The following is a 21,660-nucleotide window of genomic DNA, read 5'->3' as shown; positions in this document are numbered from 1 at the left end:
CCGTCATTCCGAACCGGCGACGGTCATCGTCGTCTTCGGCGGCGCCGCCGCGAACTCGTCGAGGAACTCGAGCTCGGCGAGGTACTCGACGTCCGTCACGCCGGCCGGCGCGACCGGCATGGTCACTGCCGGCATGGCCACCTCTTGCGCTTCCTCGGCACGCACGATCGTGGCGGCCGCTTGCGGTGCCGGCGCCGCCTCGGCGACCGGTGCTTGCGGCAGGGGCAGCGGGGCCGGTTCGGGCGCAGGCACGGAGGCGACCGGCGGAGCGATGGCCGCGACCGGCTGGGCTTGGGCCTGAGGTTGCGGCTGAGGCTGAGGCTGCACTGGCACCATCGCCGGCGCCACCGCGACCACCGGCTGCCCGATCACCTGCGCCGCGGCATTCGCGGGCGACGCATGGGGGCCGAACGCGCTCACGCGCTCCGCGGCGGTCATGGATTGCGGGCACTTCGTACCGGTCATCTCCATCGCCGCCATGGCGGCCGCATCCATGCAGTCCATGGCGAGCGAGGCCGCCTTCATGCCCTTGTTCCAGAGCTCGCGGCTCATCTTCAGGCGCTTGCAGTGCTCGTCCGTCCAGGTGGTTCCGAAGCTGATGCCGACACCCGCGCCGTTCGCGCTCGCGCTCGAGCTGCCCATGCAGGTGTCGTTGCTGGTGGTCAGGTTGGGCCCGTTGACCGACGGCACGTTCTTGACGGTGTAGCTGCCCTGGTAGTCCACGGTGTTGGTCGTGGCACCTGTGTTGTTGATGTTCTGGTTGCTGTTCAGCGTCGAGCGGGTGGTGACATCCGAGGGCGTGGTGCTGTTGAAGTTCACGGCCTGGCTGTTGCCCTGCGCCGAGGTGGTGGCCGAGCTTTGTGACTGGTTGTTGGCGCCGCCCGCCGTGGTCTGCGCAAAGGCACCCGCGGACAAGCCCATCAAGGTCAGGACGATCAGTTTTTTCATGTTCTCACTCCTTTGAAAGCCGGGGAGGGGGCCTGCCCCTCCCCATTTCTGTTCCAACAACCGTCAGCTGCTCCGTTCAGGGAGCAGATGCGGTGGCGCCAGCGGTGCCCAGGCCGCCTGAGCCGCCGCCGTTGCTGAAGCCGGCTGCATTGCCGAAGGCGAAGTTGCTCACGCCGAAGGAGCCGCCGGTCGAACCTGCCGTTGCCGAGGTGGTGGTGCCGTTGAAGAAGCCGTTGATGGCGCCCGAGGAGGCGTTGAAGTTGGCCGTCGTGCCGGAAGTGCGCGTCACCACAGCCAGGCCGCCGCCGGGACCCGCGGCCGTTGCGGCCGTGTTGTTGGTGGTGGAGTTGGCCGTGCCGCCCGCGGCGCCGCTCACGGCGTTCGGGCCGCCCGCGCTGTAGTTGGCGCTGCCGCTGGCGCCCGCATCGGCCGAAGCGTTGGCGCCGCCCACTGCGAGGCCGTTGCCGGTCGTCGCGGCCACGCTGGTCACTCGGCCCTGGGTGGTGGCCGAGCCGCTGGCCGTCGCGCCCCCGATCCGCTGGCCCAGGATGCTGATGGCACCGCCCGCCGCATTGGCGCTGGCTGACGAACTCGAGTTGGCGGCGTTGTAGCTCAGCGCGCTGCCGGTGCCGGAGCTGGCAGCCGACGAGTTGACCGCACTCGAGGAGCCGGTGTTGGTGCTGGTGACGGCAAGCGCCGTGGTGGCCGAGGCAACGCTGCCCAAAAGAACCACTGCCGCTGTGATGAGAGTCTTCTTCATGATGCTTCTTCCTCGAAAGTTGTTGATACGAACCCGATTGCCGGCTACTCCGGCCATCAGCTAACGGTCAGCGTTCACGGATCGAATGTTTCCGCTGCGACCGGGATCCAGTTTCAGCATCGAGGCGCAAACAAAAAATGCCCAAGGCTGGGTAGTGCATGGCTACTGCGAAAGCCATGTCCGGAGGCCTCGCCGGCCTGCCCGCAAAAAAGCCTTTACCCATGAGGAGGCAGGGTTTTTGTATGCCTTTCGTACTCATCCCCTGCGACTTGCAACCGAAGGAAACCAAAGTAATCAAAAAAGCTTCTGAGCGAGTTTTGAGTAGAAATGAATTAACTTTTGCTCACCAAGAGCGGGTAGGTAGTTGTCACGAGGAGATAAAAATGGAAAACGACCTTGACATTTCGCTGAATGACAGGGGGAGCAGCGCCCAGAAGTTCTCCAACCCGGGTCAGTTCGGCGGGCTGCTTGCGCCCTCGGCCGACTCGCTCCCCTGGCCCGATTACCTGACCGGCCAGCAGACCAAGCCGGTGCGCGTGTTGCTGGTGGACGACGACCCCTTCGTGCGGCGCGTGATCGCGCAGGAACTGCTCAGCGACCTGCGCATCCAGCTCGAAGGGCAGGCCGGCAGCCTGCGCGAAGGCAGGCGGCTGTTGATGCAGCATGAATTCGACGTGCTCATGGTCGACATTCGCCTCGGAGACGGCAGCGGCTTCGAGCTGATCGAGGAGGCCAAGAAGCACCGCAGCGCGGCCGAGATCATCGTCATCTCGGCCATCGAGGACGAACCCCAGGTGCTGCATGCCTTCGAGCTCGGCGCCTCCGGTTTCCTGGTCAAGAACGCATGGTTCCAGAGCTATGCGCAAGCGGTGCTGCAGGTGGTCAACGGCGGTGCCGCCATCACGCCCCGGCTGGCCCGCCGGCTGCTGGTTCACCTGGACCATAAGCGCACCAACGCCAGCCCGGTGCGCCCGCCGGAAACCAAGGCCACGCTCTCCGCACGGGAGCGCGAAGTGTTGCGACTTGTAGCCACGGGATATGTCACCGAAGAAATCGCCCTGCAGCTCACCATCAGCGCGCAAACGGTCAACGCCCATGTGAAAAACATCTACCGCAAGCTGCACGCCCACACCCGCGCGCAGGCGGTGAGCTTCGCCTCGCACCGGGGCCTGCTCTGACCGGCGTTGCGGCTCCGATGAATGCGCCGCGGACCCTGCCATGCTGTCTTCCGCAGTCCAGCTGCCGCACCACCTGGAAGATCAGTTCGTGTGGCTTTCCATCGCTGCCTGGCTTGCGCTGCTGATCTGGCTTCGGCGCCGGGCTTCACGCCGCCGCATGCTGCTTTGGGCGGCGCTGGCCTGCGGGCTGCACCTGACCCCCGTGACCGCGCAGATGCTGCGGGCCACTTCGGCGCTGACGGGGTCCGCCGACGGCGCGGCAGCCGCTTTCTGGCTGCTGCAGGCGGTGAACATCGCGGTGCTCTGCATGATCGTTGTGCTGTGGGACCTGTCGCGCCGCCGCGCCGGCCGCTACAAGCAGTTGCAAGCCGTGCTCGCCGAGCGCCGGCGCATCGCCAGCGACCTGCACGACGGCGTCGGTTCCCGCCTGACGGCGCTGCTCGCAAGCCGCGACCCGCGCTCGGGCGATGCGAACGAACTGTCGATGGCGCTGCAGGACTGCCTGCTGGAGCTGCAGATGACGGTAGACGCCCTGGACGACGAGGCATCGGCCACCGTGGTGGAGCGCCTGGGCCACCTGCGGTACCGGATTCAACCCGCCTTCGACCGCATCGGCATCGCCCTGGTGTGGAAGGTGCGCGACGCGGCGCATGCCCGGGCGGTCCCGCCCGAGGCCGCGATGCAGGTCTGCCGGATCGCGCAGGAGGCACTGTCGAACGTGCTGCGCCATTCGCATGCCAGCCGCGTGGAAGTCCGCTTCGGGCCGCGCGACTGCGCACGCGGGCTGGCGCTGGAAGTGGAGGACGACGGCCAGGGCCTGAGTCCGGGCCATTGCCCGGGCTTGGGGCTGCCCATGGATCTGCCGGCCGGCAGGTCGTCGTCCGGGCCGTTGGGCAAAGGGCTGCGCAGCATGCGCGCCCGCGCCGAAGCGCTCCACGGCGAACTGGCCATCACGAACACCGCGCCCCACGGGCTGTGCATCCGCCTGGTGATGCCCTGCGGCGAGCTGCCGCAGGAGGTGCCGGCGCACGAAGCCATGAGCACCCGGTAACAAACAGACAAATAGGCCACGGGCCTGGCGGCCGGGGAGGCGTTCCCGCCCTATGGCAAACTTCCGCGCTTTGCCCGGGACGCGCTCAAGACATGCAGAAAATCATTCGCCAGCTCGCCGCTGAAATCAAGGTCGGGGAGCACCAGGTGAAGGCCGCCGTCGAACTGCTCGACGAAGGTGCCACGGTTCCATTCATTGCCCGCTATCGCAAGGAAGTGACCGGCGGCCTGGACGACATCCAGCTGCGCGAACTGGAAGCACGGCTTTCCTACCTGCGCGAACTCGAAGACCGTCGCGTGGCGGTGCTCAAGGCCATCGACGAGCAAGGCAAGCTCACCCCCCAGCTGCGCGCCGCGATCGAATTCGCGCCGACCAAGCAGGAGCTGGAAGACCTGTACCTGCCGTTCAAGCAGAAGCGCCGCACCAAGGGCCAGATCGCCCGCGAATTCGGCATCGAGCCGCTCGCCGACAAGCTGCTGGCCGACCCCACGCTGGACCCCGCCGTCGAAGCCAAGGCCTTCCTGCAGCCCGCCACCACGCTGGACGACGGAAAGCCGGGCCCCGATTTCTCCACCGTGCCGGCCGTGCTCGACGGCGTGCGCGACATCCTCTCCGAGCGCTGGGCCGAAGACGCCGTGCTGGTGCAGCGCCTGCGCGAATGGCTCTGGGCCGAGGGCCTGCTCAAGTCCAGCCTGATGGCCGGCAAGGACGAGAACAACGCCGACATCGCCAAGTTCCGCGACTATTTCGCGTACGACGAACCCATCGGCCGCGTGCCTTCGCACCGCGCATTGGCCGTGTTTCGCGGCCGCGCGCTGGACATCCTGGACGCCAAGCTGGTGCTGCCGGTGGAGCCCGAGCCGGGCAAGCCCAGCATCGCCGAAGGCAAGATCGCGCTGCACCTGGGCTGGAGCCACGCCGGCCGCCCGGCCGACGACCTGCTGCGCAAGTGCGTGGCCTGGACCTGGCGCGTGAAGCTGGCGCTCTCCACCGAGCGCGATCTGTTCACCCGCCTGCGCGAAGAGGCCGAGAAGGTCGCCATCAAGGTCTTCGCCGACAACCTGCGCGACCTGCTGCTGGCCGCACCCGCCGGCCCGCGCGTCGTGATGGGCCTGGACCCCGGCATCCGCACCGGCGTGAAGGTGGCCGTGGTCGATGCCACCGGCAAGCTGGTCGAAACCGCCACCGTGTTCCCGCACGAGCCGCGCAAGGACTGGGAAGGCTCGCTGCACACCCTGGGCAAGCTCTGCGCCAAGCACGGCGTGAACCTGATCGCCATCGGCAATGGCACCGCCAGCCGCGAAACCGACAAGCTCGCCGGCGACCTCATCAAGCTGCTGGCCAAGATGGCCGCGCAGGCCGGCGCACCCGAGATGGCGGTCGACAAGGTCGTGGTCAGCGAGGCCGGCGCGTCGGTCTATTCCGCAAGTGAGTTCGCCTCGCAGGAAATGCCCGATGTGGACGTGAGCCTGCGCGGCGCCGCCTCCATTGCGCGCCGCCTGCAGGACCCGCTGGCCGAGCTGGTGAAGATCGACCCCAAGAGCATCGGCGTGGGCCAGTACCAGCACGACGTGAACCAGAGCGAACTTGCGCGCACCCTGCAGGCCGTGGTCGAAGACTGCGTGAACTCGGTGGGCGTGGACCTCAACACCGCGAGCGTGCCTTTGCTCAGCCGCGTGTCCGGCCTCTCGGGCAGCGTGGCCAAGGCGGTGGTGCGCTGGCGCGAAGCCAACGGCGCGTTCTCCACCCGCAAGCAATTGCTCGACGTGACCGGCTTCGGCCCCAAGGCCTTCGAGCAGAGCGCGGGTTTCCTGCGCATCCGCGGCGGCGCCGACCCGCTGGACGTGACCGGCGTGCACCCCGAAACCTATCCGCTGGTCGAGCAGATCATCGTGAAGACCGGCAAGCCGATCGGCGAGCTCATGGGCCGCGCCGAGATGCTCAAGACGCTGAAGCCCGAGCTCTTCGCCAACGAGAAGTTCGGCGTGATCACGGTCAAGGACATCCTGGGCGAGCTGGAAAAACCCGGCCGCGACCCGCGCCCCGACTTCAAGGTGGCGCGCTTCAACGACGGCGTGGACGACATCAAGGACCTGGTCGAGGGCATGATCCTCGAAGGCACCGTGAGCAACGTGGCCCAGTTCGGCGCCTTTATCGACCTGGGCGTGCACCAGGACGGCCTGGTGCATGTGAGCCAGCTGAGCCACAAGTTCGTCAACGATGCGCGCGAGGTCGTCAAGACCGGCGATATCGTCAAGGTCAAGGTGATGGAAGTGGACGTGGCGCGCAAGCGCATCGGCCTCTCGATGAAGCTGGATGCGGCGCCCGCGCGACGCGACGGTCCGCGTGACAACCGCTTCGAAGGTGCGGGACGAGGCCAGCAACAGCAGCCGCGCCGCGACAACTCGCCGCAGCCGGCGGGGCAGATGGCCAGCGCGTTTGCGAAGCTGCAGGGGCTGCGCAAGTAGCTGCCAGCAGATGTGTTGGCCACTTGTTAAACTAGTCAGTCAACTAGTCTGATAGGTGGCTGCCATGAAAACCTGGCCCGTACAGGACGCAAAAGCGCGTTTCAGCGAATTTCTCGAGGCTTGTCTCAACGACGGGCCGCAAATGGTCACCAAGCGCGGGGCCGAGGCTGCGGTGCTCGTCCCGGCTGCGGAGTGGCGGCGACTCCATGAGACGGCCAGGCCATCGCTCAAGGAGCTCCTGCTTTCGGAGCAGGCGCGCACCGAGTTCCTTGTGCCGGAGCGAGGCGCTGCCCGCAGGCGGCGGATCACGCCGATTCGCTGAGGGCTCGCATGTACCTCCTGGACACGAACGTCATCTCGGAACTGCGTCGACCTCGTCCTCATGGCGCGGTCGTCGCCTGGCTCGCGTCCGTTGCCGACAGCGACCTGCACCTCTCGGCTGTGACGCTGGGTGAGATCCAGGCCGGCATCGAACTGACGCGCGAGCAGGATGCCGCCAAGGCCGCCGAGATCGAGCAATGGGCTGCGCTGGTTGCCGCGTCGTACAACGTGTTGCCCATGGACGCGCAAACCTTCAGGCTGTGGGCCAAGCTCATGCATCGCAACTCGAACACGCTGTATGAAGACGCCATGATCGCCGCCACGGCCAAACAGCATTCGCTGACCGTGGTGACGCGCAATGTGAGCGACTTCGCCGGCTTCGGTGTCGAAGTGTTCAATCCGTTCGGGGCAGGCGCTGCATGAAAGCCCTGCGCATCTACGCCGGCCCCGCCGCCCGCAAGCACATCGAGCAGCACGGCCTGCGCCCGCAGGACGTGCGCACCATCCCCGGCGCGGCGGGCGGTCCCAAGGGCCTCATCCTTGGGCCGCTCGACCGCTTCATCTTCGGGCGGTGGCTCACGCAATCGAGCCAGCCGGTGCATCTGGTGGGTGCGTCCATCGGCGCCTGGCGGCTGTCCACGGCCTGCCTGGCGAATCCCGAGGCGGCGTTCCAGCGCTTCGAGCACGACTATGTGCACCAGCAGTTCGAGGTGCCTCCGGGCCAGAAGCGGCTGAGCCCGCGCCAGCTCAGCGCGCAGTTCGCCCAGAGCCTGGACGACTTCTACGGCGGGCGCATTGCGGAGGTGCTGAACCATCCGCGCTATCGCCTGCATGTGGTGACCTCGCGCGGGCGGCACATCCTCGGGCGCGAGGGCAGGGCGCGCACGCCGGTCGGCTATCTGGGCGCCTTTGCCACCAACAGCCTGCACCGCAAGAGCCTGGGCGCGTGGCTGGAGCGCTGCGTGTTCTCCACGCCCGGCGCGGCGCTGCCTTTCGGCACGCAGGACTTCCGCACGCGGCAGCACGCGCTGAGCGAGGCCAACTTCAACATGGTGCTGCAGGCCTCGTGTTCCATTCCCTTCCTGCTGGCGGCGGTGCACGACATTCCGGGCGCGCCGCGCGGCGCCTACTGGGACGGCGGCATCACCGACTACCACCTGCACCTGGACTACCAGCCCGCCGACGACGGCATCGTGCTGTATCCGCATTTCCAGCGCGCGGTGGTGCCGGGCTGGCTGGACAAGGGCCTGCGCTGGCGCCACCGGTCCACCGGCTTCCTGGACCGCATGGTGGTGCTCGCCCCCGACGCCGACTGGGTACGCACCCTGCCCAACGCCAAGCTGCCCGACCGCAAGGACTTCATCCGCTATGCGAACGATGCGCAGGCCCGCATCACGGCCTGGGGCAAGGCCACGCGCGAGGCCGAGCGGATATCCGACGAGTTCGAAGGCTGGCTTCAGCGCGGCGGCGTGCCCGAACTGCTGCCGCTTTGAGGCCCGCGTGGCCTCGATGGGGCCGCCGGGGCAAACCCTGACGGCCCGCGCGGGTGGCGCTTCGAGAATGGTCCGATCCATTCAGAAGCCGCAAAGAGACAAGCCACCATGCATCACCACACCCCGCTCCGTGCCCCGCTGACCCGCCGCCGATTCACGCTCGCCGCCGCCGCGAGCAGCCTGGCACTTCCGGCCTTTGCGCAGACCGCATGGCCCGGCAAGCCGATCCGCATCGTCGTGCCCTACACGCCGGGCGGCTTCACCGACCAAATGGCGCGCCTCGTGCAGATCGGCCTGCAGACGCGGCTGGGCCAGCCGGTGGTCATCGACAACAAGCCCGGCGCCAACAGCCTGATCGGCGTCGATGCCATCGCCAAGGCCGCGCCCGACGGCAGCACCTTCGGCGTCGTCATCGCCGCGTATGCGGCCAACACCACGCTCTACCCCAAGCTGCCCTACGACCCGCAGAAGGACCTGGCCGGCGTGTCGCTGATGGGCATCTCGCCCTTGCTGGCCGCGGTCAACATCGATGCGCCATTCAAGACCGCGCGCCAGCTCATCGACTACGCGCGCGCCAACCCCGGCAAGGTGAGCTTCGGTTCCTCGGGCAACGGCTCGGCCGCCCACCTGACCACCGAGCTGTGGAAGTCGCTCACGCAGACCTACATGATCCACATCCCGTACCGCGGCGCGGTGCCCGCGCTCACGGACCTGATGGGCGGGCAGATCCAGCTGTTCTTCGACGCACCCACCGGCCTCATCAACCAGGCCAAGGCCGGCAAGGTGCGGCTGATCGGCGTGGCGGGCGACAAGCGCCTGCCGGCGGTGCCGGACGTGCCGACCTTCATCGAGCAGGGCTTTGCCGGCTTCACCGGCAGCACCTGGGCCGGCATGCTGGCGCCGGCGGGCACGCCGCGCGACATCGTCAAACGCATGTCCGAAGAGGTGGCGCGCATCATCAAGAGCGACGAAACGCGCGCCAGGCTCGACGCCATGGGCACCTTTCCGGCGGGCAGCACGCCGGAGGAATTCGATGCGTTCATCACGGCAGAGACGGCCAAGTGGGGCAAGGTCATCCGCACCGCGGGGGTCAAGGCGGAGTAGGGCGGCGGCGGTCGCGGCTGGCACGGTGGGTGCTTCGCCAAGTGCATGAAGCACTTCATCGTCGAAATCAGCTACCTCGTGCCGCTGGCGCGCATCCAGGAATCGGTGCCCGCGCACCGTGCATACCTTCAACGGGGCTACGACGCGGGCCTCCTCCTGTGTTCCGGACCCAAGGTGCCCGCCACCGGCGGTTTTCTGCTGGCCCGCGCCGCTTCGCCGGAGGTGTTGCAGGCCTTCTTCGCCGAAGACCCGTTCAGCACCGAACGGTTGGCCAGCTTCAGGTTCAATGAGTTCGACCCGGTCAAGCGCCAGGGCTGGGCCGAGGCCTGGTTCAGCGAAAGCTGAGGCGGCTGCGCGCAGCGGCCACCTCACTCCACGAGTTCAGGGCGCCAGCACCAGCACCTTGAACTGGCTCGGCACGATCCGCATGCCCACGATGTTGCAGCGGTTCTGCACCGACAGGCTGGTCATGCGGGTGCAGGGCGTGCCCTTGAGCAGCACCGTGAATGCGCCGGTGATGTGGCGCGAAGGCCCCATCACGGTCTGCGACACCACGCCCATCAGCACGCCGGCGTTGTCGCCGTTGGTGATCGGCGTGGTGGTCGCCATGTTGTGCGCGGGCGTGCCGCCGTACAGGATGTTCCAGGCGTTGGGAATGGCCGTCGGCCCGAGCGCGAAGTTGGGGTAGGGAATGGGAACCATCGGCGGCGTCTTGCAGACGTCTGGAAAGGCGAGGTCCACGCCCATCATCTGTGCATTGGCAAACATGGCAAAGGCTCCTGTCGGGTTCAACCCATGTGGATCTGTTCGGCATCGACCTTGACCAGCGCCTTGCTGGTGACAAGGGTGTTCTTGGCGTGCAGGCGCAGGGTTTCGCTGGCCTGCATGTCGATCTGTCCGGCGCGCACCTGCTCCACCTCTTCGGTGAGCCGAAAGCTCGACCGCGTGAGCACGCTCAGGCGGTCGAGCACCGTCTCCAGCGTGCGGCCCACGAAGCGCGCGACCAGCGTGGTCACGCGCACTTCGGCACCGCGGTAGTCCATCTCGGCGATGTCGACCTGCGCCTTCTGCGCCTGCAGCTTGAGCGCGGGTGCCTGGAGCGCGATGCTGCCGCGGCGCGAGCTGATGGTGAGGTCGCCCTCGGTGACGATGCGCGAGCGGCTCGCATCCGCCTGCGTGACGACGGCAATCAGGTAAAGGCTGCCTGCGTGCGGCCCGGCCACGAGCACGGTGTCGCCCGCCTCGGGCTGGAGCAGGCAGCTGGCCGCGAGGGGGCAGTGCCAGCGTTCGCCGCCGTCCCGGGCGTCGATGAGGAAGCTGCCGTCCGCCAGCGCCTCCGCCACGGTGCCGAGCGCGCTGCCGGTCCATGCAGACACGGCCGTTGCGGCAGAGGGGAAGGGCTTTCGGAGCAGCGCCTGCATGTCCGGGGCGTGCATGTCGTCGGCCGGTGGCTGGACGGCTTCGCGAGTAGCGCAAGGGGCGTCAAGAGGGCGAATGTCGCGAGGGGTCATGGGGCGGTGTCCTGTGGGTCCTGTGCGTCCTGCGGCAGCGGCCGCCCGAAGGTGTCCCGGCCTGCGCGCTGGGGGCGGCTTTGGCGCGCCGCCGAAAAGCGCTCGGCCTCGAACAGCGCGGGGTCGCCGTCGACCACGCCCAGGCGGTCGCTCCAGCGCGTGCCGGCATCGATCGCCCGATGCATCTGGGTGCGCTGGAAAGCGGCGCCGCGCATGTCGGCGTCGCTGAGGTCGGCGTAGGAGAAGTCCGCGTACACCAGCTGGCTGCGGGCGAACGACGTGCGGTTGCAGCGCGCGCGGTGAAACACGCACTGCACGAGTTGCGCGTCCGAGAGGTCGGCGTCGGTCAACGTGGCATCGACCCAGAGGCTCTGATCGAAGTGCCCGCCGCGGCAGTCGGCACCGCGAAGGTCCGCTTCGGGAAACAGGCACTGCGGTGCGTGTACGCCGGAAAGCACTGCGCCCTCGAGCCTGGCGCCCTTGAAGTTGCACTGGGTGAGGCGCGCGCCTGCGAAGTTGCAGCCCCTGAGGTCGGCATCGATGAGCTGGCAAAGGTGGAACTGCTGCCCCGAGAAATCCTGGCCCGAAAGATCGGCCTCGCTGAAGATCACGTTGTGAAAGCTCGCGCCCTGGAAGCGCGCGCCGCGCAGTCCGGCCCGGTAGAAGACCGTGGTGTCGAACTTCACGTCGTCGAAATGCGCTGCGTCCAACGTCGATTCGCCGAACACCGTTTTCGTGAGGTCGGCGCGCACGAATCGGGCCGCGTCGAGCGTGCTCTTGTGGAAGGCGGCGAGGTCCAGCCGCGCCGTCGCAAAGTCGGCGCCCTGCAGCGCCGATTCGCTGAAGGCCGAACGGGTCATCGTTGCGCCCTGCAGGCTGGCCTGCGCCAGACTGCACTTGTGGAAGACCGCGCGCTGCAGGTCGGCGGTGTCCAGCAGCGCACCGTCGAAGCGGCAGGTGTCGAACATCGATTCGGCCAGTTGCGCGCCGCGCAGGCTCGCCGTCGAAAAATTGCATTCGCCGAAGGTGCCGCCGCGCAGGTCGAGCTTGTCCAGGGCCAGTCCTGAAAAATCCTCGCCCTTGATGAACTCGCCGCCGCGAACCTTCTGCGCCAAGGATTCCGGCGTCATCGCGCCGGGTCCGCCGCATCGGCCGCGCGCCGCGGCACGGTCTTGGCCTGCTCGATGTAGGCTCCCCGCGTTTCGGTCACGGTGTCGATCAGGGCCTGCGACACGTCGGCGCGAAAGAGGTTGGCGTCGCGCAGATCGACGCCTGCGAAGATGGCTTTCTGGAGGCTTGCATTCATGAGGTTGGCGCCGCGCAGCGAGGCCTGGGTCAGGTCGGCGCGAATGAACAGGCTCTCGGGCGCGTCGATGAAGCTCAGGTCCGCGCCCACCAGGCTGCAGCCCGAGAAGTCGCAGGTGTCCAGCGTGGCGCGGCACAGGCGCGCGCCGGCCAGGGTCATGTCGCGCAGGCTGCACTGGATCAGCGTGGCATCCTGGAAGTCGATGTTGCGCAGGCTGCTGGTGCCGACGAAGCAACTGGTCTTCAGCGTGGCCGCGGCGAAGACGATGCCGCGGTCGCCGACGGTATGAACCCAGGCGCAGGCCTCCAGCGTCGTCGCCGAAAAATCCAGCCTCTCTACTTGGCACGAGATCAACCCGAACTTGTGCAGGGTCGCGGCGCGGAAGCTGCAATCCTGCAGGCGGCTCTGTTCGAGCAGCGTCACGTAGTCGAAGCTGGCGCGGTCAAAGCGGCAGTTCTGGAAATGCATGCCGAAAAGGTTCAGATGCGACAGGCGGGCCCCGGAAAAGTCGCAGTCGTCGAAGCGGGTTTTTTCGATCGTGGTTTCGTGGAAGCGGGCGCGCGCGAACGAGGTGCCCGCGCAGTGCGCCAGGCTCAGGTTGGCGCCGTGCAGCACGCAGCCGGCCAGCGAAGCGCCCGCCAGCCTGGCGCGCACCAGCACGGCCTCGGTGGCGTCGGCATCGTCGAGCCGCGCCCCGCCGAGATCGGCGCCCTCGAGCAGCGTCCGGTGCAGGCGGGCGCCGCGCAGGTCCATGTTCGAGAGGTCGGCGCCCGTCAGGTCCATGCCGGAGAGGTCGCCGGAGGCGGCCATGCGCTCTTGCACCCGCTCGCGTGCATCGCGCGCGTGTTCGGGCGTCATGGCATCGGCCGCCGTCTGGTGTTGCGCGCCGAGCCGGTACATGTCGATCAGGCCGCGCCGGCCGCTTTCCGCGGTCTTTGCCAGCTCCTGTTCCTGGGCCGGCGACATGGGCGCGGTGCGCGTGGCGCTGGAAATGCCCAGCATGCCCTCCGTCACAGCCTTGGCATCGAAGCTGGGAGGGCCCTTGGCCTGGCTGCGGCCTGCGTCGGCCACGAGTGCGCCGGAATCGAAGCCGACCTTGCGCGATTCCACCGCATTGGCCTCGGCCATGCGGGCGAGTTCGCTGCGCGCGGCGTCCAGCTTTTCCTGCTGCTCTTGCTGGTAGACCTTGGTGCGCTGGATGAACTCGGGCAGTTCGTTCAGCGTGGGCATCTTTGTGAAGGGCTCGGGCAGGGCGCGCTCCTTGAAGTGGCGCGGTTTGTGGCCGGCCTGCAGCGCCTGCTGCGTGAGTTCCTTGCGCAGCGTGTTGCCGCGTTCGCGCATGTTGCGCACGAGCAGGGACTCTTCGTCCTCCATCTGGTCGATCCACGGTCCGATGGCTTCGGCGGGCAGCAGCTCGTCGTCGCGGAACATGTAGAGGCCGCCGGTCTCGGGGTCGCAACGGCGCTGCAGGATCGCAAAGTAGTGTTCCAGCGGCCGTTCGGCTTCAGAGGCGGCTTCGATGGCCGGCATCACATGGGTGACGTCGGCGGCGTCGTCTTCGGCGATGGCGGTCTCGCCGTGCCAGATCAACGCGATCTGCGCCAGGTGCGGAAAGAACCACGCGGTGGTGAGGCGCAAGGGCACCTCCTCGAAGTGCTCGGGCTCGGCCTGGCCCGAGGCGCTCTTGCGCGCGATGAAGCTGCGCGCCCGCCAGTGCGGCAGGCAGCCGCGTTGCACCGGCTGCGTGGGGTGCATGTTCCAGATCTCGTAGGGCGTGCCGCCCGCAATGCGGTCCTGGTCCGGCCAGCGCTGCTCGGGCGATGCGGCGTTGAAGAGGTGCCAGTCCATGTCTTCCGAGAATCCCGGGAAAAGGTTCTCGCGCCAGTGCGTGTCGTAGTGCTTGCCGATCAGCCGCATGCGGCTGGGCCAGCTCACGTCCATCGCACCGAAGCATGCGGGCTCTTGCTGCCGGGCCGGATGGTCGATGCGGCGGTGCGGATGCTCCACATTGGGCAGGCGCTGCGCCATGACCCCGTTCACCCGCTCGGCGGCGTGGCCGATGCCCAGCGGGTTGTCGGCGAAGCCAGGGCCGCCGTAGGCGCGGGTCCAGTCCAGCCGCATCGATTCGAAAGGCTGCGGCGCGGTGGCGCGGCCGTCGACCCAGAAGCGGTCGCCGAAGACCACGAACTGCCTCTTGAGCGCGCCGACCTGCAGCGCGACGGCACAGGCGGTCTTGTCTTCCTGGTGGTGCGTGTAGGCATGGCCGGTCGCCAGGAATTCGGCGCAGGTCTTGGGCATGCCGAGATCGAGCACGCCCGCGGGACCGAGTTCGCTGGAAACGGATTTCCAGAACTCCGGCTCGGGCAGCAGCACCGGCGCCTCGCCGATGGAAACCATGCCCATCGCGGTCACGCCCAGCCGCTGGTGGCCCGCGCGCAGAAAGGGGCGCGTGAGGATGCTCAGGCGCAGGGGTTTGACGGTTTTCACGGCGTGGCGTCGATCAACCCGCGGCGCGCGCGATTTCCAGCGGCGTGCGCGTGCGGTCGATGGCAAGGCGCGATGCATCGGCGGGGTCCCGCAGCAGATGCACCCGGGTGCCCGGAATGCAGAACTGCGGCAGCAGGGCTTCGTCGACCAGCGTGCGGACCACGGCCAGGCTCGAGCCGCCCGTGCCGTCGAAGACCTTCAGCGACATCTCTACAGCCAGCACCGTCTGGCCCTGCGATCCGCCGCGAGACAGCTCGTGCTCGGAGCGCTTGACCGATTCGACGACGGCCTCCACCGGCACGCCGCTGCCCGCCAGGCGCTTCCAGGTTTTTTCCTCGGCCGAATAGATGCGGTTCTCGCGCGAAGCGACGATCACCACCGACACCGCCGTCACGCTGATGGCGCTCATCACGATGGCGAAGACGACCCAGAGCAGCGTTTCAAACCACAAGGGTGAGCACCTTGAACTTTGCGGCCAGGCCGCCGGTGGCGATGAGCATGCCCTTGTTCGCGATGGCCAGGCCCTTGGCGCTGACCTCCAGGGGTTTGTTCTTCAGGGAGAACACGGCCGTGTCGATCTTGACCGTGGCAATTTGCGCATTGAGCGCCGCGTAGTACTGCAACCGCGCGCCCCACACATCGAGCGAGATGCCGACCAGGCTGATCCGCAACCCCACGCCGCCCGCGCGGAACAGGCGCCAGTCGCTGCTCTTGGCGTAGTTGTTGATGTAGGTGGCGGAGTTGTTGGTGTAGTTGACGGTCAGGTTGTTGTAGGTGGTCGACGTCGTGTTGTAGGTTGTCGTGTTGATGACGTGCTGCGTCGTGTTGTGGATGTGGTTGGTCGTGTTGAAGGTGACGTCCGGCGAGGTGTGCACCGTCGGGCCGGTGACCGTGGTGGTCGAGGGGCCGTTGACCTGCACCGTGTTCGAGCTGTTGATGGTGTCCTGCCGGCCGGCGCTCACGAAGCGGATTTCCTGCCCGTCGATGGTGCCGTTGAAGCCACCGGTAATGGCCGACTTCACCCCGCCGGTGATGGTGTCGTTCAGGCCGCCGCTGAGCATGCGCGTCTTGCCGCCCGAGATCGTCTGGTTCACGCCGCCGCTGATGGTTTCGCCGAAGCCGCCGGTCACGCTGCGGGTGTCGCCGCCGGTGATGGTTTCCTTGGCGCCCGCGGTGATGTCGCGTGTCTCGCCGCTCTGGTAGGTGGCCGACTCGTGGCCCTTGATGAGAGTGGTGCGGGTGCCGCCGGTGGTGTGGGTCTCGTCGGCCTCCACCTCCACGTCGAGATTGCGCTCCGCGTGCAGCAGGATCTGTTCGGCGCCGCTCTTGTCCTCGAAGCGCAGCATGTTGGCCTGGTTGGCCGCGCCGCCGGTGCTCGAGCGCGTGAGGATGCCGCTGGCCGTGGCGTTGGCGGGCAGCTCCCAGGGCGGCATCTGGTCGTTGTTGTAGACGCGGCCGGTGATGATGGGGCGGTCGGGTTCGCCGCCGATGAAATCGACGATCACTTCCTGGCCCACGCGCGGCATGTGCATGGTGCCGTAGTTGGCGCCGGCCCAGTTGCTGGACACGCGCACCCAGCAGGAGCTGTTTTCGTCGGACTGGCCGTAGCGGTCCCAGCGAAACTGCAGCTTCACGCGGCCGAAGCGGTCGGTCCAGATTTCTTCGGGGCCGACCACGGTGGCGGTCTGCGGGCCGTTGGTGCGCGGCTTGGGCGTGGTGCGCGCGGGCCTGTAGGCCACGGTGGCAGGCAGCACGGTGAAGTCGAACTCGCACACCGATTCGCTGCCGCCGCCGCTCGAATACTCGGGCTCCTGCAGGTCGTAGCGGGTCTGGGTGACCAGGTATTCGCGGTTGTCGGCCTCGCGCGGGCAATGCGTCATCTGGAACAGGTAGCCAGGCGCCATCCCGATCACGTTGGTGTGGCCCGAGGCCAGCTCGTGCGCGCACTGCAGCTCCTGCAGGCGGATCTTGGCGTAGGCGTCGCCCTGGCCGTGTTCGCTGTAGCCGCCCAGCCATTCGTAGACCTCGTAGGTCGAATGGTCGTGGCCCTTGGGGTCCTGCTGCACGCTTTGCAGCGAGGCGCGCGACTTCTTGAAGTCGAAGTCGTCCAGCATCACGCGGCCCGAGGTGATCTGCCCGGACACGCGCCACTGGTCGATGCAGGGCTCCATCGCGTTGAGCACGCGGTTGCGCGCGCGGTAGGCAATGGCGGCATGGCCCGGCAGGCTGCGGTAGGCGCCCAGGTCGTCGGCCAGCACCAAGAGGTGCGAGCCGTTGCCGTGCTCGAAGTGATAGGCGATGCCTTCGTGCTCCATGAGGCGGCAGACGAAGGCGAAGTCGCTCTCCTGGTATTGCACGCAGTATTCCCAGGGGCGGTAGCTGCCCGAGAGGCGCTTCTCGAACTGGAAACCGTACTTGCCCAGCACCTCGTCGAGCACCTCTGGCACGCTCTTGTTCTGAAAGATGCGGCAATCGGTGGTGCGCGTGAGGTACCAGAGCCAGGGCTGCACCAGCGCGCGGTAGATGTAGTGGCGGCCGGTTTCGTTGGCGCGGCCCACGAGCTCGAAGCGCACCACGGTGCCGTTCAGAAAGCGCGGCGCGCCGTCGTCGGCCAACTCCAGCGTGAGCGAGGTGCCCAGCAGCGTCTTCAGGTCCAGGCTGAAGCTGGGGCTGACCATGTCCACCTCGAACTCGAAGAGCTGCGACAGGCCTTCGTGCCCGCGCATCGCACGAAACTTGAGCTGTTCGGCGCTGAGCACCGTGTGAACCTGGACGGTACGCGTCATTCGGAATTTCCCTGACCCTTGGGGCTTTTGCGGTTGCAAGCCTTTGGAGCGCAGTCTAGAAATTCCTTGTGTCATGTCCATGACGCGGGCGGCGAGCGCCCCTGTGCGCGCGCCTTACATCGAGGCTTCGAGCATGGCCTGGTAGTCGTCGCGCGTGGCCAGCCGCGGGTTGGTCTTGTGGCAGTGGTCGGCCATGGCGCCGTCGATGATCTTCTCGAACAGCGCGGGCGTGACGCCCACTTCGGCCAGGCCCTTGGGCAGGCCCAGGCGCGCGCTCATGTCGCGGATGGCATCGCCCAGGTCGCCGGCCGAATCCAGGTGCATGGCCTGCGCCATGCGTTGCAGGCGCTGTTCCTTCTGCACCGACTCGGCGCCCGCGTTGAAGTGGATCACCGCGGGCAGGAAGAGTGCGTTGAGCGTGCCGTGGTGCAGGCGCGGATCGACCCCGCCCAGGCTGTGGCTGAGCGAATGCACGCAGCCCAGCCCCTTCTGGAAGGCCATCGCGCCCTGCATCGAAGCGCTCATGAGGTTCAGGCGCGCCTCGCGGTCGCTGCCGTCTTTCGTCGCGCGCTCGATGTGCAGCCATGCGCGCTCCAGGCCGTCCAGGCCGATGCCGTCGGCCGGCGGATTGAACGCGGCCGACATGAAGGTTTCCATGCAGTGCGCGATGGCGTCCATGCCGGTGGCAGCCGTCAGCTTGGGCGGCAGGCCGAGCGTGAGTTCGGGGTCGCAGATGGCGGCCTTGGGCATCAGGAACCAGCTGTGAAAGCCCAGCTTGCGGTGGTCGTCGACGATGACGATGGCGCCGCGCGCCACCTCGCTGCCGGTGCCGCTGGTGGTGGGCACCGCAATCAGAGGCACCGCGCGGTCGGTGATCTTCGGCGACCCGCCTTCGATGGTGGCGTAGGTCTTGAGCGGGCCTTCGTGCGTGGCGGCAATCGCCACGCCCTTGGCGCAGTCGATGGCGGAGCCGCCGCCCACGGCGATGAGGCCGTCGCAGCGGCCGCTGCGGTAGAGCTCGACGGCGGCTCGCACGGCGGCCTCGGTGGGGTTGGACGGGGTCTGGTCGAACACCGAGACCTCCAGGTCGGCCACCGCGTCGAGCGCCTTCTGCAGCACGCCGGCCGCGCGCACGCCGGCGTCGGTGACGATCAGCGGGCGCGTGATGCCGATGCGCGCGCATTCGCTGGACAGGAGCTTGATGGCGCCGAATTCGAACTGGATCTGGGTGAGGTATTGGATGAGGGCCATGAACGTGAGACCTGGGGCCTGTGTGCGTGGGGGCATTACGATTGCCGACCATCCGAATCTAACAACAGGGCAGCGGCTTGCCCATGAACAAAACCCTTGCCGCTGTCGCACCCGGAACAGCGCCGGCGGCGGCCCGAACGTTCAAATAAAAGATGCGCATGACAGGCAACCCTCCGACCCCATCTCCCACGCAGCACCCGTTGACCGCCCGGATGGCCGGCGTGGTCGAGCGCATGGCGCGCGCCGGGCATCCGGCGCTGGACCAGCTTTCGCCCGACGAGGCCAAGGCCTCTTACGAAAACGGCGCGGGCGTGCTGGAAGTGCCCAAGCCCGCGCTGGCGCGCATCGAAGACTTCAGCATCGCCGCGCGTGACGGCTTTGCGATACCCGCGCGGCTCTATGCGCCTTCATCGGACGCGCTGCCGGCGCTGGTGTACTTTCACGGCGGCGGCTTCACGGTCGGCAACATCCGCACGCACGACACGCTGTGCCGCGTGCTCAGCAGCAAGAGCGGCTGCGCGGTGGTGTCTGTGGACTACCGGCTCGCGCCCGCGCACAAGTTTCCGACCGCCTCCGACGACGCGTGGGATGCCTTTCATTTCATCGCAACCCGGGGCGCGAGCCTCGGCCTGGACGAGCGCCGCCTCGCCGTGGGCGGCGACAGCGCGGGCGGCACGCTGGCGGCTGTCTGCGCCATCCTCGCGCGCGATGCCGGCCTGCCGCTCGCGCTGCAGATGCTGATCTACCCCGGCACCGCCGCCCACCAGGACACGGCTTCGCACCGGCGCTTTGCCCATGGACCGCTGCTGACGGAGGCGATGATCGATTTCTTCTTCGACCAGTACCTGCGCACGTCGGCAGACCGCGACGACTGGCGCTTCGCGCCGCTGCTGGCCGACGACGTCGACGGCGTGGCGCCCGCATGGATCGGCCTGGCCGAATGCGACCCGGTGGTGGACGAAGGCATCGCCTATGCCGACAAGCTGCGCGCCGCGGGCGTGCCGGTCGACCTGGAAATCTATCGCGGCGTGATCCACGAATTCATCAAGATGGGCCGGGCCGTGCCCGAAGCGCTGCAGGCGCAGGACGACGCAGCCCGCGCACTCAAGGAAGCACTGACACCATGACCGAGACAACAGCGAACCGACGCGAAGACTTCCGCTTTTTCCATCGCCTGCGCGTGCGCTGGGCTGAAGTGGACATGCAGAAGATCGTCTTCAACGCGCACTACCTGATGTACTTCGACACCGCCATCGCCGACTACTGGCGCGCAATGGCGCTGCCCTACGAAGAGGCGATGCATGCGCTGGGCGGCGACCTGTACGTGCGCAAGGCGACCATCGACTTTCGCGCCTCGGCGCGCATGGACGACGTGATCGACGTGGGCATGAAGTGCGCGCGCATCGGCAATTCGTCGATCGTGTTCGAGGGCGCGCTGTTCCGGCAGGACCAGTACCTGGTCGGCTGCGAGCTGGTCTATGTGTTCGCCGATCCGGCCACGCAGACCTCCAGGCCGGTGCCCGCCGCGCTGCGCGATGCGCTCACCGGGTTCGAGGCCGGCGAGCCCATGCGTACCGTCGAGACGGGCGATTGGGCCACGCTCGGTGAAGGTGCGGGCGCCTTGCGGCGCGCGGTCTTCATCGAGGAGCAGAACATTCCCAAGGAACTGGAGTGGGACGCGCACGATGCAACGGCGCTGCATGCGGTGGCGCGCAACCGCATCGGGCAGGTCATTGCGACCGGGCGGCTGCTGCACGCCGAGGACGGCATCTCCCACATCGGCCGCGTGGCGGTGCACCGCACGCTTCGCAGCGGCGGGCACGGCGCGGCCGTGATGCAGGCGCTTGAAGACGCGGCCCGGGCGCGCGGCGACCGCGAAGTCGCGCTCAATGCGCAGCGCAGCGCCGAGCGGTTCTATGCGCGCCTGGGCTATGCGGTGCACGGCGCGCCCTTCGAGGAAGCCGGCATTCCGCACTTCGAGATGCGCCGGTCGCTGCTGCGCTGATTCCTCGGCTCAATAGCGGGCGGGCGGGTCCGGCACGTAGCCGGGGTCCGATCCCGGAAAAGGCGAGGGGCCGGCCGGACGCGGCCAGCGGGGCGTGGGCGGCACGGGAATCACGCCCATCGCGATCAGGTTTTCGCGGCTGTCGTAGCGGATGCGGACCACTTCGTCGGGCGTGGACTGGGCGCGCTCGAAGCTGGTCTTGCCGACATGAGAGGTCTCGCGGCGGCCATGGGCCGTACCGAGGCTCGGGCTCGGCGCCTGCCGGCGCGCCAGACCACCGGCGGGGGCTTCGGCAGCGGCCGCGCTGTCGGCGGGGGCCGCGGACTTGGCCCTGGCATCGCCGAGGCTCGAGGACGACTCGCTGCGCAGTTCGCGGTCGCCCGATTCGTAGCCGCCCCGGCGCGGGGAGGGCGAGATCGGTGCGACAGGGGGCGGCAGCGGCACGTTCTCGCGGAACATCGCCACGCCGATCACGCCCACGTCGTCGGGCCGGCCGGTGCGGCTGGCGTACGAATTGCCGGCCGAGGCGAACTCGAAGGCGGCGATCTGCGAATCGCTCTTGCGCCAGCCGGCGATGTCGCTGTACTCGCGGGCGCCGAACACATAGCCGGTCTGGCCGATGCCCGCGGTTTCGCCGGAGACGACGTTGACGCCGTCCACCGACATGACGGCCATGATGCGTTCGCCCACCGCATTGCGCGCCCGGATGGCGTAGCGCGCGCCGGGGCGGCCGGCCACCCAGTACTCGCCACGATGGCGGTAGATGGGCAGCTCGGCGCCGGTCGTGCGGTCGACGATGGCGATCTGCATCAGCGAGCCGATGCGGCTGGAACTCGAAGGTGGCGCGAAGGGCCGCGCCGGGCTCTCCGCACAGGCGGCGAGCGCGGTCAGTGCCAGGACGGTCGAAAAAATTCTGCGCTTCATGGTGTCTTCCTTGCCGGGAGTTGATCGGTGCAGGCTTCTACGGCGCAGCATCGGCAGCAGGGTTAAA

20 protein-coding genes are annotated in these 21,660 nt (G+C 67.9%); 10 read left to right on the top strand and 10 right to left on the bottom strand.

The genetic code is table 11. From position 1 onward, the window contains the following. Positions 1-3: 3 nt before the first annotated feature. A complete protein-coding gene (locus tag ABIC90_RS18485) occupies positions 4-948 on the bottom strand; it encodes a hypothetical protein (RefSeq protein WP_354356514.1) in 945 nt (314 codons plus the stop codon). A 76-nt stretch (positions 949-1,024) separates the two neighbouring features. Then, positions 1,025-1,708: a hypothetical protein gene (locus ABIC90_RS18480; RefSeq protein WP_354356512.1), complete on the bottom strand. Its 684-nt coding sequence runs from the start codon at positions 1,706-1,708 to the stop codon at positions 1,025-1,027. A gap of 383 nt (positions 1,709-2,091) precedes the next feature. Between ABIC90_RS18480 and ABIC90_RS18475 the strand changes: the two genes are divergently transcribed. The 8 genes from ABIC90_RS18475 to ABIC90_RS18440 all read left to right on the top strand — a co-directional run bounded on the left by ABIC90_RS18475 (position 2,092) and on the right by ABIC90_RS18440 (position 9,668). Continuing rightward, the gene (locus tag ABIC90_RS18475; protein ID WP_354356510.1) at positions 2,092-2,886 is read left to right on the top strand and encodes a response regulator transcription factor; all 795 of its coding nucleotides are present in this window, start codon (positions 2,092-2,094) and stop codon (positions 2,884-2,886) included. A 40-nt stretch (positions 2,887-2,926) separates the two neighbouring features. After that, a complete protein-coding gene (locus tag ABIC90_RS18470; protein ID WP_354356508.1) occupies positions 2,927-3,937 on the top strand; it encodes a sensor histidine kinase in 1,011 nt (336 codons plus the stop codon). Positions 3,938-4,029: 92 nt separating this feature from the next. Next, a complete protein-coding gene (locus tag ABIC90_RS18465; protein WP_354356506.1) occupies positions 4,030-6,405 on the top strand; it encodes a Tex family protein in 2,376 nt (791 codons plus the stop codon). 64 nt (positions 6,406-6,469) lie between these two features. Continuing rightward, entirely contained in the window at positions 6,470-6,727 is a 258-nt protein-coding gene (locus ABIC90_RS18460; protein ID WP_354356504.1) for a type II toxin-antitoxin system Phd/YefM family antitoxin, read from the top strand. An 8-nt stretch (positions 6,728-6,735) separates the two neighbouring features. Beyond that, the gene (locus ABIC90_RS18455) at positions 6,736-7,149 is read left to right on the top strand and encodes a type II toxin-antitoxin system VapC family toxin (RefSeq protein ID WP_354356502.1); all 414 of its coding nucleotides are present in this window, start codon (positions 6,736-6,738) and stop codon (positions 7,147-7,149) included. Next, positions 7,146-8,219, top strand: coding sequence for a phospholipase (locus tag ABIC90_RS18450; protein WP_354356500.1), 1,074 nt, complete (start codon positions 7,146-7,148; stop codon positions 8,217-8,219). Before ABIC90_RS18455 ends, ABIC90_RS18450 begins: the two co-directional genes overlap by 4 nt. 108 nt (positions 8,220-8,327) lie before the next feature. Then, on the top strand, positions 8,328-9,323 hold the full coding sequence (locus tag ABIC90_RS18445; RefSeq protein WP_354356498.1) for a tripartite tricarboxylate transporter substrate binding protein: 996 nt from the start codon (positions 8,328-8,330) through the stop codon (positions 9,321-9,323). Between the two features lie 45 nt (positions 9,324-9,368). Continuing rightward, on the top strand, positions 9,369-9,668 hold the full coding sequence (locus ABIC90_RS18440) for a YciI family protein (RefSeq protein ID WP_354356496.1): 300 nt from the start codon (positions 9,369-9,371) through the stop codon (positions 9,666-9,668). A gap of 36 nt (positions 9,669-9,704) precedes the next feature. Here the strand turns inward: ABIC90_RS18440 and ABIC90_RS18435 are convergent, their stop codons facing one another. The 7 genes from ABIC90_RS18435 to ABIC90_RS18405 all read right to left on the bottom strand — a co-directional run bounded on the left by ABIC90_RS18435 (position 9,705) and on the right by ABIC90_RS18405 (position 18,664). Beyond that, entirely contained in the window at positions 9,705-10,091 is a 387-nt protein-coding gene (locus tag ABIC90_RS18435; protein ID WP_354356494.1) for a DUF4150 domain-containing protein, read from the bottom strand. Positions 10,092-10,111: 20 nt separating this feature from the next. After that, complete coding sequence (locus tag ABIC90_RS18430; RefSeq protein WP_354356492.1) at positions 10,112-10,834, bottom strand: DUF3540 domain-containing protein; 723 nt, start codon at positions 10,832-10,834, stop codon at positions 10,112-10,114. Further along, complete coding sequence (locus ABIC90_RS18425; protein WP_354356490.1) at positions 10,831-11,964, bottom strand: pentapeptide repeat-containing protein; 1,134 nt, start codon at positions 11,962-11,964, stop codon at positions 10,831-10,833. Before ABIC90_RS18425 ends, ABIC90_RS18430 begins: the two co-directional genes overlap by 4 nt. Continuing rightward, on the bottom strand, positions 11,961-14,627 hold the full coding sequence (locus tag ABIC90_RS18420) for a DUF2169 family type VI secretion system accessory protein (protein ID WP_354356488.1): 2,667 nt from the start codon (positions 14,625-14,627) through the stop codon (positions 11,961-11,963). Before ABIC90_RS18420 ends, ABIC90_RS18425 begins: the two co-directional genes overlap by 4 nt. A 13-nt stretch (positions 14,628-14,640) precedes the next feature. Next, positions 14,641-15,078 carry a hypothetical protein gene (locus ABIC90_RS18415; protein ID WP_354356486.1) on the bottom strand — a complete coding sequence of 146 codons (438 nt, stop codon included), beginning with the start codon at positions 15,076-15,078 and terminating at the stop codon, positions 14,641-14,643. Continuing rightward, positions 15,068-17,413: a type VI secretion system Vgr family protein gene (locus ABIC90_RS18410; protein WP_354356484.1), complete on the bottom strand. Its 2,346-nt coding sequence runs from the start codon at positions 17,411-17,413 to the stop codon at positions 15,068-15,070. The genes ABIC90_RS18415 and ABIC90_RS18410 overlap by 11 nt, the downstream gene beginning before the upstream one ends. 114 nt (positions 17,414-17,527) lie before the next feature. Next, the gene (locus ABIC90_RS18405) at positions 17,528-18,664 is read right to left on the bottom strand and encodes an iron-containing alcohol dehydrogenase (protein ID WP_354356482.1); all 1,137 of its coding nucleotides are present in this window, start codon (positions 18,662-18,664) and stop codon (positions 17,528-17,530) included. Positions 18,665-18,822: 158 nt separating this feature from the next. Between ABIC90_RS18405 and ABIC90_RS18400 the strand changes: the two genes are divergently transcribed. Both ABIC90_RS18400 and ABIC90_RS18395 read left to right on the top strand, forming a co-directional pair. After that, entirely contained in the window at positions 18,823-19,791 is a 969-nt protein-coding gene (locus ABIC90_RS18400) for an alpha/beta hydrolase (protein WP_354356480.1), read from the top strand. After that, entirely contained in the window at positions 19,788-20,669 is an 882-nt protein-coding gene (locus tag ABIC90_RS18395; RefSeq protein ID WP_354356478.1) for a YbgC/FadM family acyl-CoA thioesterase, read from the top strand. The genes ABIC90_RS18400 and ABIC90_RS18395 overlap by 4 nt, the downstream gene beginning before the upstream one ends. Positions 20,670-20,678: 9 nt before the next feature. Here ABIC90_RS18395 and ABIC90_RS18390 read toward each other — a convergent pair whose 3' ends face one another. Then, on the bottom strand, positions 20,679-21,593 hold the full coding sequence (locus tag ABIC90_RS18390; RefSeq protein WP_354356476.1) for a hypothetical protein: 915 nt from the start codon (positions 21,591-21,593) through the stop codon (positions 20,679-20,681). Positions 21,594-21,660: the final 67 nt, after the last annotated feature.

This window comes from Variovorax boronicumulans (genome assembly GCF_040544675.1).
GTDB lineage: Bacteria > Pseudomonadota > Gammaproteobacteria > Burkholderiales > Burkholderiaceae_C > Variovorax > Variovorax boronicumulans_D.
This window is presented reverse-complemented; position numbering and strand designations above follow the sequence as displayed.